Raw genomic sequence first — 14,531 nt, forward strand, 5'->3', positions numbered from 1 at the left:
ATCTTAGACGTGGACACGCGAGACGAACGCACGTTTGCCGATGCAATGGATCGTCACGGGCCGTCGCCTTTTGTTGTTCGCACGCAATCGGGCGGCTGGCAAGCCTATTACGCGGCCAACGGCGAGAAGCGCCAGACACGCGCCTGGCCGTGTATCGACCTGCTAGGCAATGGGCAGGCAGTGGCCGCGCCGAGTCGAGGCACACGCGGCCGTTACGAAGTTATTGCGGGCGATCTGGACGATCTGCTGGACCTGCCCACGCTGCGCAATATCCCCGCCGATCTGTACCGACCGAAGGCGGCCAACGATGCGAAGCCGAGCAACGGGCCGGCTATCGGGCAGCGCAATCAATTCCTGTTCGACGCCCTGCGATACCAAGGCCAGAGCGCGAGCACGTATGAGCAGCTACAGGCCATCGCCATGACCCTGAATGAATCGTTCGCCGACCCGCTAAGCCCCGGCGAGGTCGCCAATGCGGCGCGCTCGGTATGGAAGTACAAGAGCGGCGGCCGGCTGTTCGTGACGGGCTGTGAGAGCACGGCCGTATTCGGTAGTTCGCTGGTCGATCAATGCCTAAACAACGGCGACGCGCTGGTACTGCTAGCCAAGCTGCGCCAACTACACGCGCACCGCAAAGGCCGAGCGTTCGAGCTACCGGGCGCAACAGGCGAGCGGATCATGGGCTGGAGTAAGCGGCGCTATCTGAAAGCCCGCGATCATCTTGAAGCCATCGGCCAGTTAACGATTGTGCAGCGAGGTAGCCAGCGCTCGCACAAGCCAACACTCGCCCGCCTGACATGAGGGTGGTGCAAATCGCTCCACTAAGTAACTAACAACCCTCCCCCTGTACTAGAGGCAGCAATGGACGACGAACACATGGAGAACGAACTGGCCGCGTTAATCGAGCACATGGAGGCCAGAAACATCGAGCCGGTGCAGTTTGCGCACTTATGCGCGGTGTCGATTGGATCGCTGATCTATCACGGATGCGACGACAACAACGACAAAGCGGTGGCGCTGGCATCGGTAGTCAGGACCGTGCGTGACTGGGCCAACATGCCGGCGGCGCACTAAGTGATTGTTTTATATGGTCCCAATGCCGCGACTTTTGTTCGTGGGGAGGGTCGCGGGAGCGGGGTTATCAATGTCGATTTTCGAGGTTAGGTAGATGGCGAAGGCAAAAAAGGCGATAGACTTCATCCAGACGTTGAACGTGCCGGAAGGGCCGAAGGCCGGTAAGCCGATCAAGTTGGCCCCGTTTCAACGCCAATTCATCAAGGGCAGTTTGAAGCGTGGCAACCGAATCGGCGTGCTGTCGGTCGCTCGTGGCAACGGCAAGTCGGCAATATCCGGCGGCCTGGCGCTTGGGCATCTTGTCGGCGCATGGGACGATCAACCCCGGCGCGAGATCATCGTGGCGGCCCGAACACAGGCGCAGGCGAATATCGTCTGGAGCTACGTGGCCGGCCTGGCGCTATCGCTCGACCCGGCAATCTATGAACGGCTGACATTCCGGCGCGGCCAGCGGCTAGAGATCGCCTTCGACGGCGACCATGTAATCAAGTGCATTTCAGCGCAGCCGCAAAACGCGCTCGGCACGTCGCCAACGCTTTGCATCATGGATGAGCGCGCGCATTGGGATGATGCCAAAGGCGACGAACTAGAAAGCGCGCTATTGTCCGGGTTGGGCAAGCGTGACGGTACGGCGCTGATGATTAGCACGTCGGCGAGCAGCAACGCGCATAGCTTTAGCCGCTGGCTGGACGATCCGCCCGTGCATAGCTACGTGCAAGAGCACCGCCCGCAACCCGGTTTGCCGGTGGACGATATGGCGTCGATCCTGCTGGCGAACCCCGGCGCTAAGCACGGCATCGGCAGTTCGCCCGCGTGGCTGGAGGCGCAGGCCGCGATGGCGATTGCGCGCGGTGGTTCCGTGCTGTCGAAGTTCAGACTCTACAACCGAAACGAGCGCACAAGCGGCGAACGGCGCGACCGGCTGATGACCCTGGACGAATGGCTGGAAGTCGAGAGCAGCGAACCGCCCCCGCGGGAAGGTCACGCCATTGTCGGCATCGACCTGGGCGGCACGGCGAGCATGAGCGCGGCGGCAATGTACTGGCCGAGTTCGGGCCGGCTCGAAGTGTTCGGCGCGTTCGGTAGCGACCCGACGCTAGAAGATCGCGGCCAGCGCGATGCCGTGGGCGATGGCTACGTGGAAATGGCCGGGCGTGGCGAACTGGTCACGATGGGGCAAAAGGTCGTGCCCGCTGATAGCTTCATCGCCGAGATCGTCAAACGGCTGGAGGGCTGGCCGATGGCGTGCATGGTCGGCGACCGCTACCGCAAAGGCGAGTTTCAGGAGGCGCTATTCGCGGCGGGCGTGCGCGTGCCGATTGTCTGGCGTGGCAATGGCTTCAAGGATGGCGGCGAAGATACGGCGCGATTCACGAAAGCCGTATTCGATGGTCGGGTGAGTATGGCCCCGTCGCGCCTGATGGCATCGGCGATTAACGATTGTGTCGTGGTCACGGATGACAGCGGCAATAGCAAGCTGACGAAAAAGCGCAGCCTGGGCCGTATCGACCCGGTATCGGCGGCATCGCTGGCGATTGCCGAAGGCGTGCGCCGCATGGATCGCCCCGTTACGCAGTCCAAGGGGCTGACGTGGGCGTGAAGCGTTATCGCGGCCCCAGCGACCGCGTACAGCGTGACAAGCGCTGGCCGGCACTACGCCAAGCGGCCCGGCGGCGCGACGATTGGAAATGCGTGCAATGCGGGCATCGGGGCCGGATCGAGGTCGATCATATCCGGCCCGTGCGTGACGCCCCCGAACTAGCGTTCGAGCTATCGAACCTGCAATGCCTATGCCGGCAATGCCATTCCCGAAAGACCCGTATCGAGATGGGCCTGGCACCAATCGACGACGAGCACGCCCGATTTATGCGGCATATCAAAAGTCTTCGTGCGCCTAATACTTAAACACTTATTCACTTGAATGAATGTCTGATATACTGTATGGACGTACAGTACGCATAGGTCGATCAATGCTTGAATCTCAGAAGATTGCGAAGCGCCAAAGCGAGATTCGCCAGAATCTTGCCGAACTGGCCGCCAACGAAACGCCCGACGAAAACGAACAGCGCAGCCTGAAAGACTTGAACCGCGAGTTCGCAGTAAACGAATCCCGGTATCAGGCGGCGATGGTTGCCGAGGATGGCGAACGCCGAGCAGCGGGGGCCGATCTGGAAACCCGCGAAGGTTCCGAATGGGACAAGCTGCTGAGTAACTTCGAGGTGCGCAGCGTGTTCGCGCACGTCGGCAATGGCGATAACGCCCCGCTGAATGGCCCGACCGCCGAAGTCGTGCAGGAAATGCGCAGCAAAGGCGGCTATACCGGCACGCCGATTCCCTTCGAGGTATTGGAGCAGCGCGCCGAAACGACAAGCGCGACCGTACCGGACCCGGTGACGACTCGCCCGCTTATCGACGCCCTGTTTCCCGATAGCGTGGCCGCGCAGATGGGCGCACGCATGATCGCGATTAACAGCGGGGCCGAGGAATACCCGGTTAATACGTCGAAGGTAACGACCGCATGGGCCTCGACCGAAGGCGGCAACGTGGCCGATTCGCAGGAATACGTCACGCTCGACCGTCCGCTACGCCCCGACCATACGCTCGGCGTGCAAATGGCGATTACCCGCAAGGCACGCTTGCAGTCTGCGGGCATCGAAGACGCCATCCGGCGCAATATGCGCTCGGCGATTCAGGCCGATATGGATAAGGCCGTATTCATGGGTACGGGTACGAACGGGCAGCCGTCCGGCGTGATTGCCAAGGCCAGCGAATACGGCATTACATCGACCGCTGTGGATGCGGCGGCGACCTATGGCGCTTTCCGCTCGGCGGCAGCAAAGTTCATGCTCGACAACGCGGCGAGCAGCGCCAACGCCATCCGGGCATTGATCCGGCCCGAAGTATGGGACGCGATGGACGATGCGATCTTCGATCCGGGCAGTGGTATCACTGAATACGACCGGCTGGTAAGCAAGTTCGGCAACGTCGCCATGAGCCACAACGCATTGGCGGCCCCGTCGGGCGCAAACAACGCCAGCAAGGCGCTGCTGACGACCAATGCCGGCGGCGTCTCGCCCATTCTGGTCGGGCGCTGGGGCGGCATCGACATCGTGCGCGACGTGTACAGCGATGCCCAAAGCGGCGGGCTGCGCGTGACGATGCTTGTCACCCTGGACGTGACCATCTCGCGGGCCGAACAGCTACGCATCCTGACCGGCTTGCAGTAAATGCTATTGCAGGGCGCGGCGGATGGTTCCCTAGAGCTGCGGGCCGAATCTGACGGCTCGCGGCTACTCAAGGGGCGCTTTCCCTATAACTCGCTGGCTACGCTGTCCGATGGGGGCCGGCGTGGCCGTCCGCGCAAGGAGCGGTTCGCTCCCGGTGCGTTTCGCTACAGCGTGAAGGCGCAATCGCCGATCAACCTGCTAATCGGGCATGACTTCGGCAAGCCGCTGGCCGCTCGCAATACCGGCACGCTGGAGCTTACCGATACCGACGAGGCGTTGACCTTCGAGGCACGCATAACGCCCGAGGTCGCCGAAACATCGTTCGCCCGTGACGCGCTGGCGCTGCTGCAAGCGGGCTTGGCCGTGGGTATCTCGCCCGGTTTTCGGATTCCGCCCGAGCGTACCGTCGAGAACGCCGAGACTATCGAGGATGAAGACCCGGCCGAGGGCGAAGCGATCATCCGCACGATCAACGAGGCGATTCTGCGCGAGCTAAGCCTTGTGACGAATCCGGCGTATCCCGAGGCACAAGTCGAGGCCCGTTCATGGGATGCCGCGCAGCCGGCCCGGATCGCACGCCCGCCGATGCTGTGGTTCTACCGATGATTACGATGGTGCGCCAAGATGAAGCGCAGCCGGAAAGCTACCCGCTAACCGGCGTGACCGATGCGCTGGGCGAGGCCGCCTTGTGGTCGCGTGTCGAAGCCTATATCGCCTATCGCTGGCGACCGCGTGCCGTGGTCTGGACGCTACAAGGGGCCGGCGACTGGCATCCGCCCCTAACGCCCGCCGACGTGGAAAAGATCGAGCGCTGGAATGGTTCGGAGTGGCTGGAGATCGCCGACACGGCGGGGCCGCTCGGCTATGCGTTCGGCTATGGCACGTATCGCGTCCATGCCACGGTCGGCAGTGAAGACGAGCCGCCCGAAGACGTGCAACACGCGGTCGAACGGCTAGCCGGCTATCTCGGCGACGAATTGAGCGTTTCCGACTCGGCCACGCGCCAGTCCATCGACTACGGCAACGGGCTGTCTGTGAGTCTATCGCGGCCCGCATTGTGGCGCGGTAGTGCGCTGCAATACAGCGGCGCGGCTGATCTGCTGCGTCGGTATCGGCGGGCATGAGTTTTTCGGATCGTTTCGCGGCCAGTGCGCAACGTGCGATCAATCGCGTGGGTAAGTCGGTGGTCTATCGGCGAACCCAGCAAGGCGAGTATGACCCGATAGAAGGCGGCTATACCGGCGGCGGCACGACCGAATACCCAATCAAGGTGGCACCGCCCGGCACGTTCGATAACGAATATATCGACGGCACGCTGGTTCAGCGTAGCGACCTGCGCGTGACGGTGCCGGCGGCGAGCTTGCCGTTTGCCCCGGCGATTGCGGCCAGCGATACCGAAGACGCCATCGAGATCGACGGCACGATTTACGGCGTGATCGCGGTATCGCCTGCCTATGCCGGCGAGTCGATCGCGACCTATGAGTTACAGGTGCGAGGTTAGCCGATGAGCTTTGCGAGCGACGTGGACAAGTTCGTTAAAAAGACCGAAAAGCGTATCGAGCACGCCCATAGGTATGCGGCCACGAAACTGATTAACGACGTGATCGACGACACGCCACAAGATAGCGGCTATGCAGCGGCGAACTGGCGTAGCGGTGTCGGTAGTGCTCCGGCTGGCCCGGTAGACCGTACAAGCGTGGCCGAAGCCAAGGCCGAGGCGCTTATGGCTATTGCAGCGTGGCCGATGGGTGCGCGCTTGGAGTTCGCCAATTACGCGCCCTATATCTTTTCGCTGGAGTTCGGCGACAGTAAGCACCGCCCGGCGGGCATGGTTCGACGCAATATCAAAGCGTTTGATCGCAACGTGAAACGCGCAGCCAAGCGGGGCGCATGATGCAGTGGAATCCCGTTAAATGGTTTGGCCGGGGCGATCCCCTGGAACAGCGCGAGAACTACACAGAGCGCGCCCTGGCGATCCGTGCGGACACGATCATGGGCCGGCGCAATCTGGCCGAGCTGACCGGCACGGTGCAGACGTGCGTGGGCCTATGGGAAGCCGGTCTATCGCAAGCCGAAACGTCGCTGGACGTGCTGACGCCCGAAGTGCTCGGCATGGCGGGCCGCTCGCTGGCGTTTAATGGCGAAGCGCTGTTCGTGATTCGCGGTGATCGGCTGGTGCCGGCGACAAGCTGGGAAGTCAGTACACGCGGATCGCGCCCGGTGGCGTATGGCGTAACCGTGCCGGATACCGGCGGCGGGCGTTACGAAACCGTACTGGCCGGCGAGGTGCTGCACTTCAAGATCGGTTCGCCCAAGGAAAGGCCGTGGGCCGGTACGTCACCGCTGCACCGTGCCAGCCTGACGGGTGAAATGCTGTTCGCCATCGAGGACGCGCTGGCCGACGTGTTCACGAATAGCCCGCTCGGCACAAAGGTGGTGACGACGCCCGAACGCCCGGCGCAGGACAACAACACGATTGAACGTAGTTTTCGCGGGATGCGTGGCCGTATCGCGCTAGAGGAATCCGCGAACGTCGATGCAGCCGGCGGGCCTGCGCCGAATCAGGACTGGAAACCGGCGGATCTGTCGCCCGATCTGTCGAAGTCGGAAACGACCGATTCATGGAAAGCGGCGCGTGCTTCGATCATGGCCGTTTATGGCGTGTTGCCGAGCCTGGTCAATGAGAACGTGACCGGGCCGGCTGTGAGGGAGGCACAGCGCCATCTCGCACAGTGGATGCTCCAGCCGATTGCCAAGATGATCGCCAATGAAGCGGCGGCGAAGTTCGAGACAACGGCCGAGATTGACGTGCTCCAGCCGTTGCAAGCCTACGATGCCGGCGGCCGTGCTCGCGCACTGTCCGGCGTGATTCAGGGGCTAGCGTTGGCGAAAGAATCCGGCCTGAGCGACGAGCAGATAAGCGCAGCGCTGGTCTTTTCAGGCGTTCACACGTCGCAGAGTCAGTAGAGGTAGCTAGAGCCTCCGGCAAGGCCGAGTAGTCTAGCGGCGGTCTAAGTACGTGAGTCACCGTCCATGAAAAGTAACCGCGTACAGCTAACAGCGCGACAAGCCGGCGATGCCGGAACCTCCCCGCGCGTGGTTAGCAGCGGCCCCCGGCGAAATGCTGGGGGCTTTTCTATATAGTTAGCCTAGCTTTTTACAGGTCGAGCACTTGCGCTTTCCCCCAGTGCCAGACTTTAAGTTACCTTTCTCGATGTTATTGCCAACGGTACATTTATTGTTGTCGTGATATACCGCGGTCACCTTGGCTGAATGGAATGGCTTTACTTTTGCCATGACAGTCTCTTTGTTTTTGTAGGCCTACGCTGACTCTAGCAGCGAACAGCGCGTCAGGTTACTGTTGCGACTAATTGGCTTCGTCGTAACCGAACCGGCGTCAATCCTGAACCCCAATGGGGCTGGGGGTAGGAGTGGGGGCATCGACACATTGGAGCGCGCAAAACTGCGCATAATCAGTCCGATAAGAGCCACTACGATTCCGGGCCTGGCCTCCATATCGTCTGCGGTACCCCATACCGATCGAAAGCCCGTTTACGCGGGCTTTTTTGTGCCCGGCGTTTTTGCCGCGAGGCGTGGCCACGGCGTTTTACGGTGCGAATGCCACCGGTCTGACGATAAAAATACGTCGGCCGATCCAGTCCGTATGAAAATGTCCTAGGATAGGCACCGCGCCACAACCGCAATGTGGCGCTAGAAAGACGGGGCTTCAGGCTTGCCTGGGTAAGTCGATATCGTACAGGCACACTGTAACGATATTCGTAACCGCGTCTGCCGTTTTGGCAGGCTCGTTGCGGGGCATTGGAGACGGGGGCATGACCACACTGACGGGCGCGCACTGCGCATCGTTCGACGATGTACGCCAACCCATGGCCGTACGTTCATGAGCGCGCCGCACGATATTGCCGAATACGCGCCGACACCCACGCAGCGGGGTATGATCCTGCAGGCGATCGCGGCGCCGGACTCACCCGTCAACGTCGAACAGTTCGTCGTTCGCGTGCAGGGCGGCTTCGATCCGGATCGGTTCGCGGCGGCCTGGCGTCGGCTCATCGAGCGTCACGAAACCCTGCGTGCCCGCTACAGCTGGCAGGTCGATGGCAGCGCCCGCTGTATCATTCAGGACAGTGCCCCGCTGTCGGTTCAGGTACACGACGCGCGCGACTGGTCGGCGGCTGAAATCGACGCGTTCGTGGAAACCGATTTCCATACGCCGATCGGTCTGTCGGCGGCGCCGATGTTTCGCTTTGCCTGCCTGAACCTGGGCGACGACGAATGGCGGCTGCTGTGGTCCTTTCATCATCTGGTGATGGATGGTCGCAGCGTAGTGCTTGCCATCGACGAGTTCTTTGCCTATTACGATGCGTTTGCGCGCGGTGACCAAGCGCCGACGCTGGAGCCGCCGCAGTCGCCACGCCGCCTGTTCGAATGGCATGCCGGTCGTGATAGCGAGGCCGATCGACAGTTCTGGCGCGAGTATCTGAACGGGGTGCCCAATGCACCGCTGTTAACCAGCCTCTATAGCAAGGCGCCGCCGAATGCCGCGATTGCGCCGCGTTCAGAACGGGCCGTGGCTTATTTGAGTCGCGAGACGACGGCGCGCCTGAGCGCGCTGGTGGGCGAACGCGGCATCGGCTGGTCGGCGCTGGTGGAATCGCTGTGGGCGATTCTGTTGTGGCGTCATACGGGCGCCACCGATCTGACTTTCGGCGTGACCCGCTCCGGCCGCCAGGGCGGCCTGCCTGATCCCAAGCGCATGATCGCGCTGCTAATCAATACCACGCCTACGCGCGCACACCTGGGCGCGGACGTGACATTGCGGGATTTTCTGCGCGCGCGCCGCCAGGATCAGCGTTTAACGCATGCGCATCAGCATTTGGGCCTGCTGGGCATTCAGCGCGCCTCGGGTACCGGCCGCGGGTCGATGGACTCGATCGTCATCTACGACCATCAAACCATCGATGCCGCCGTCGCGCGGTACAAGCGGGGTCACCACTGGCAGTTCGACCTACGCGGCCATACCGGCTATCCACTTGCATTGTTTGCCTATGGTGGTGAGCGCCTTGCGCTCGACCTGAGCTACGACCCGGCCCATTTCGACGCGGACACCGCCAACCGACTGGTCGAGCGTCTCGTGCGACTGGCCGAGTCTGCTGGCGAGCAGGGCGGCGATGCCCCGCTGGCTGCGCTGGACTGGCTGGCGCCGGGCGATCGGGAGCGGCTGATTACCCACTGGCAGCCGCAACCCAGGCCATTGCCGGTCGAACGCAGTATCGATGAAGCCGTGGCCGGGCGGGCCCGGGCAGAGCCTCAGCGTATCGCGCTTTGCTGCGAAGACCGCGAGCTGAGTTACGCCGCGCTCGACGCCGGCATCGATGCGCTCGTGGCGCGGCTGGTTCAGCGCGGGGTCAAGCCACGCGATCATGTCGCCATCTTTCTGCCGCGCTCCGAGCACCTGGTGATCGCGGCTCTGGCGGTACAACGCCTGGGCGCGGCTTATGTACCCTGCGATCCGACCCATCCCAGCTCACGCCTGGCACGAGTGTTCGATGTGGCGCGACCGGTGTGCGTAATCACCCAGGGCGCGGTCGCGGGCGCGTTGCCGGACAATGCGCCGGCGCTTGTCGATATCGACGCCGAGGCGCAGGGCAGCGCGCCGAATCCGACACCGGCGCGGGTGGCGGTCAAGCCCGATGACACCGCCTATGTGATCTTTACCTCCGGCTCGAGCGGCCAGCCCAAGGGCGTGGTGCTCACCCACGCCAACGTCATGAACTTCCTGCAGTCGATGATCGAGCGTCCGGGCATCTTCCGCGATGATTGCCTGCTCGCGGTAACGACGCTGTCCTTCGATATCGCGGTGCTCGAACTGTTCGCACCGCTGCTGGTGGGCGCGCGCGTGGTGATTGCGCGTGATCCGGACATATTTGACGGCCTGCGCCTGGCACGGCTGATCGAGACCCACGGCGTGAATCGACTGCAGGCCACGCCCTCGACATGGCGACTGTTGCGCCTGGCGGACTGGGCGGCGCCAGACGGTTTTACCGCGATGGTGGGCGGCGAGCCCATGGATGCGGTGCTGGCGCGCGATCTGCTCACCAGTGCGACCGGCGAGTTCGCGCTATGGAATATGTACGGACCGACGGAGACCACCGTGTGGTCGACCTGCGAGCGTGTTCTGGACAGCGAGGACATCGGTATCGGCCGGCCCATCGCCAATACGTGCTGTCACGTCGTCGATGCCCGGGGCGCGCTGGTCGCGCCGGGCGTCGTCGGCGAGCTCTACATCGGCGGAACCGGCGTCGCCGCGGGCTATCTCGACGATCCCGAGCGGACTGCGGCCGCGTTCATCAATTGGTCGCCCGGCGACGGCATCGCCCCCGAACGCACCTATCGAACCGGCGATCTGGCGCGCTGGGACGTAGACGCCGACGGCCGGGGGCGGCTGAAATGTCTGGGGCGTAGCGATGACCAGATCAAGATCCGCGGCCACCGTATCGAGCCCGGCGAAATCGAGACCGCGCTTACTGCCCATCCCAGCGTTGCCCAGGCAGTGGTGCGATTGGTGGGCGACCCGGCCCCGCGGCTGGTTGCCTACGTTCGCTTGAAAACGGCCTTCGACGAAGACGCACTGCGCGCGCACGTGAGCGCGCGCCTGCCGTCGGTGATGTGTCCGAACGTTTATATGCCGATGGATTCGTTTCCATTGACCGCGAACGGCAAGGTCGACCGGCGCAGCCTGCCGTTGCCGGATCTGGCCCTGGATTCGGCCAGCGCGCGCAGCTATATCGCGCCGCGTAGCGAGATCGAAAAGACGCTCGCCGAAATCTGGACCGAGGTCACCGGCGTGCCGCGCCCCGGCATCGACGACAGCTTCTTCGATATCGGCGGCGATTCACTGTCCCTGGTGGTCGCCCGCGGTCGTATCGCCCAGACCTACGGCGAGGCGCCGTCGATTGCCGAACTGTTCCAGTACGCGACCATCCGCAAGCTCGGCGAGCGCCTGGCCAGCGCCACGACCCCTCCGGTGTCCGCCGAGGCGCCCGCCAAGACGGCCGTTCACGAGCAACTGCCGACCGCGGACCGGCGTATCGCGATCGTGGGCATGGCCGGACGTTTCCCAGGGGCGGGCGATACCGATACGTTCTGGGCGAATCTTGTGGCCGGTGTGGAATCCATCACCCATTTCGACGCCGACGACTTGAGGCCCCACGAGCCCGATATCGATACGTTGTTTTCCCAGCCGGGCTTCGTTGCCGCCCGCGGCGTGCTCGACGATATAGAGTACTTCGACGCCGCATTTTTCGGCATCACCCCGCGCGAAGCCTCGTTGATCGATCCGCAGCAACGGCTGTGGCTCGAAACCGCGTGGACGGCGCTCGAACAGGCCGGCGTCGACCCGACCCGCGACGGCGCCCATGCCGGCGTGTTCGCCGGCGCCGGCTATCTGGAGCCGTATCTGCTCCACAACATCCTGCACGACCGGGCGGCGATCGAGGATCAGGTACGTATTCGCGGGGTGGAAAGCTTTACCGCGATGGTATCCAACGACAAGGATTACCTGCCGACCCGTACCGCCTACAAATTCGGACTGACCGGCCCGGCGCTCAATATTCAGACTGCCTGTTCTACCGGTCTGGTCGCAGTTCATCAGGCCTGCATGAGCCTTTTGGCGGGTGAATCGCGCCTGGCTATCGCCGGCGGTGTGTCCATCGGTTTGCCGCAGGCGCAGGGCTATTTCGCCCAGGAAGGCGGCATGGCGTCGCTGGACGGGCATGTGCGCACCTTCGACGAGGGCGCCTGTGGCACGGTCTTCTCCAGCGGCCTGGGCGCACTGGTGCTCAAGCGCTATGACGATGCCGTCGCCGATGGCAGCGAGATTCTGGCCGTGATTCGCGGCAGCGCCATCAACAACGACGGCGCCGCCAAGATGAGTTTCACTGCGCCGAGCCCGGCCGGCCAGGCGGCGGTGGTGCATGCGGCACAGCGGGCGGCCGGGGTCAGCCCCGACGACATCGGCTATATCGAGGCGCATGGCACCGGCACGCCGCTGGGCGATCCGATCGAGGTGGAAGGGCTGGCCATGGCCTGGCGCAGCGGCGGCGCCAAGGGCGCGCCGGTGTGGCTGGGCTCGGTCAAGCCCAACGTCGGCCATCTCGATTCCGCGGCCGGCGTCGCTGGCCTGGTTAAAACCGTGCATGCCGTTCGCGAAGGCCGACTGCCCGCGACGCTGCACTATAGGCGGCCCAATCCGCGTATCGATTTCGCGTCGACCGCATTCAAGGTGGTCGAACAGCTCACGCCCTGGCCATCGCAGCCCGAGCGCCCGCGTGTTGCCGGCGTGTCGTCGTTCGGCGTCGGCGGCACCAACGTCCACGTGATCGTTGCCGAAGCCCCGCCGCGTGCGGCCAGCCACGCGCCCCCACGCGAGCCGCAGCTGCTGGTGCTTTCCGCACGTACGCCCACGGCACTGGCGGCGCGCTGCAGCGCGCTGGCCGAGTGGCTGAACCGGCATCCCGAGGCCATGCTCGCCGATGTGGCCTGGACGCTGGCCGTTGGCCGTGCCGCGATGAGTCATCGTATTTCGATCGTGGCCACAACGGTCGCCGAGGCGGCCCAGGCGCTGGCCGGCGCGGCGCGCCGCAGTGCGAACCAGCCCGCCACCGAAGCCGACGCGCCGCCGCTGGCGTTCGTGTTTCCGGGGCAGGGGGCACAGTACCCAGGCATGGGGCGTGCGCTCTATGAAACGCCGGGCGTATTCCGCGACAGCGTGGACCGGCTGGCCGGGCATCTGGAGCAGCCTCTCGGTCTCGATATCCGGACACTGATCACACCCGAGCCGGCGGCGCTCGAGACCGCGGCGCAGCGCCTCAACGATACCGCCATTACCCAGCCGGCGATCTTCACCATCGAACTGGCATTGGCTTATCAATGGCGAGCTTGGGGTGTGGAGCCCGATATGCTGGTGGGCCACAGCGTGGGCGAATTCGCCGCGGCCGTGCTTGCGGGCGTATTCAGCGAAGCCGATGCCTGCCAGCTGATTGCCACGCGTGCGCGGCTGATGGCGGATCAGGCACCGGGCGCCATGCTGGCGGTGCATGCAGCCGCCGATGGACTCGAGGCATACCTCGATGACACGGTCGAGGTCAGCGCCATCAACGCCCCCGAGCTGTGCGTGGTTTCCGGTACGCACGGCGCGATCGATACGCTCGCGCAGCGCCTCGACAACGCCGATATACGCAATACCCGGCTTGCCACGTCGCATGCGTTCCACAGCCGTGCAATGGCCGCGGCCATGGCGCCTCTGGAAGCCGCGGTCGCCGCGATCACCCGGTCCCCGGCACGCCGGCCGGTGGTATCGACGCTGACCGGCGCGCTGCTGGCCGACGACGATATGTGCGCACCCGACTACTGGTCGCGCCAGATGCGCCAGGCGGTACGCTTCGCGCCCGCGATCGAAACCGCCCATCGACAGCTCGAGCCGGTGTTTGTCGAATGCGGGCCCGGCGGCCAGCTCACGGCAGCAATTGGCCAGCAGAACGGCACGGCGTCGCCGTTGTCGGCCGTGCCCAGCCAGGCGGGCCCGCGCGACGACACCCCAGCCGATGTGGCCCTGCTCAAGGCCCTTGGCGCGCTGTGGCAGATGGGTGTGACCCCGGACTGGGCCGGCGTGTTCGGCTACGGGCAATCACCGCGCCAACGCCTGCATCTGCCGACCTATCCGTTTGAACGCAAGCGCTACTGGATCGATCCGCCGCAGCGCGGATCGCAGCACACTGCGCCGCCGGCGGCTGCCGACAGCTTGCCCATCTCCTCCAACGAGACCGTCATGCCCGTACCCGATCGCGTACCCGAACTGCGTGCGCGCCTGCGCACGCTGTTCCATGACCTTTCCGGCATCGATATTGACCAGGAACTCGCCGGGCGTACCTTTGCCGGGCTCGGCATGGACTCGATGTTCCTGACCCAGGCAGCGGCCGAAATTTCTCGCACCTTTGGCGTAAACGTCCGCTTTCGAGACCTGCTCGAACGCCTGGAAACGCTCGATGCGTTGGCCGTGCATCTGGACACGCAGATGCCGCCGCCCGCTCAGCCGGCGCCGGCGCAGGCTGTACCCGCCCAGCCCACGGCAACACAGCCCGCAGCGATGCAGCCAGCGACCGTACCCGGCGCATCGGCGCCTGCGGGACCGGCGCAGCCGGCAGCCTGGAC

10 protein-coding genes are annotated in these 14,531 nt (G+C 64.1%); all 10 read left to right on the forward strand.

Features of this window, described 5'->3' with window-relative positions; translation table 11 throughout:
• On the forward strand, positions 1-801 hold an 801-nt coding region (locus ABNU97_RS14685; RefSeq protein ID WP_348767437.1), incomplete at its 5' end, for a primase C-terminal domain-containing protein.
• A 60-nt stretch (positions 802-861) separates the two neighbouring features.
• Entirely contained in the window at positions 862-1,074 is a 213-nt protein-coding gene (locus ABNU97_RS14690) for a hypothetical protein (RefSeq protein ID WP_348767438.1), read from the forward strand.
• Positions 1,075-1,168: 94 nt separating this feature from the next.
• Positions 1,169-2,674: a terminase large subunit gene (locus tag ABNU97_RS14695; protein WP_348767439.1), complete on the forward strand. Its 1,506-nt coding sequence runs from the start codon at positions 1,169-1,171 to the stop codon at positions 2,672-2,674.
• A 370-nt stretch (positions 2,675-3,044) separates the two neighbouring features.
• Positions 3,045-4,301, forward strand: coding sequence for a phage major capsid protein (locus tag ABNU97_RS14700; RefSeq protein WP_348767440.1), 1,257 nt, complete (start codon positions 3,045-3,047; stop codon positions 4,299-4,301).
• The gene (locus tag ABNU97_RS14705) at positions 4,302-4,907 is read left to right on the forward strand and encodes an HK97 family phage prohead protease (protein ID WP_348767441.1); all 606 of its coding nucleotides are present in this window, start codon (positions 4,302-4,304) and stop codon (positions 4,905-4,907) included.
• 5 nt (positions 4,908-4,912) lie between these two features.
• Positions 4,913-5,425 carry a hypothetical protein gene (locus tag ABNU97_RS14710; RefSeq protein WP_348767442.1) on the forward strand — a complete coding sequence of 171 codons (513 nt, stop codon included), beginning with the start codon at positions 4,913-4,915 and terminating at the stop codon, positions 5,423-5,425.
• Complete coding sequence (locus ABNU97_RS14715) at positions 5,422-5,802, forward strand: hypothetical protein (RefSeq protein ID WP_348767443.1); 381 nt, start codon at positions 5,422-5,424, stop codon at positions 5,800-5,802. The genes ABNU97_RS14710 and ABNU97_RS14715 overlap by 4 nt, the downstream gene beginning before the upstream one ends.
• A gap of 3 nt (positions 5,803-5,805) precedes the next feature.
• Complete coding sequence (locus ABNU97_RS14720) at positions 5,806-6,195, forward strand: hypothetical protein (protein WP_348767444.1); 390 nt, start codon at positions 5,806-5,808, stop codon at positions 6,193-6,195.
• Positions 6,192-7,268, forward strand: coding sequence for a phage portal protein (locus ABNU97_RS14725; protein ID WP_348767445.1), 1,077 nt, complete (start codon positions 6,192-6,194; stop codon positions 7,266-7,268). Before ABNU97_RS14720 ends, ABNU97_RS14725 begins: the two co-directional genes overlap by 4 nt.
• A gap of 934 nt (positions 7,269-8,202) precedes the next feature.
• Positions 8,203-14,531 (forward strand): amino acid adenylation domain-containing protein (locus ABNU97_RS14730; protein WP_348767446.1); only part of this gene is annotated, 6,329 nt, incomplete at its 3' end.

The sequence above is a fragment of the uncultured Salinisphaera sp. genome (assembly GCF_964012375.1).
Taxonomy (GTDB): domain Bacteria; phylum Pseudomonadota; class Gammaproteobacteria; order Nevskiales; family Salinisphaeraceae; genus Salinisphaera.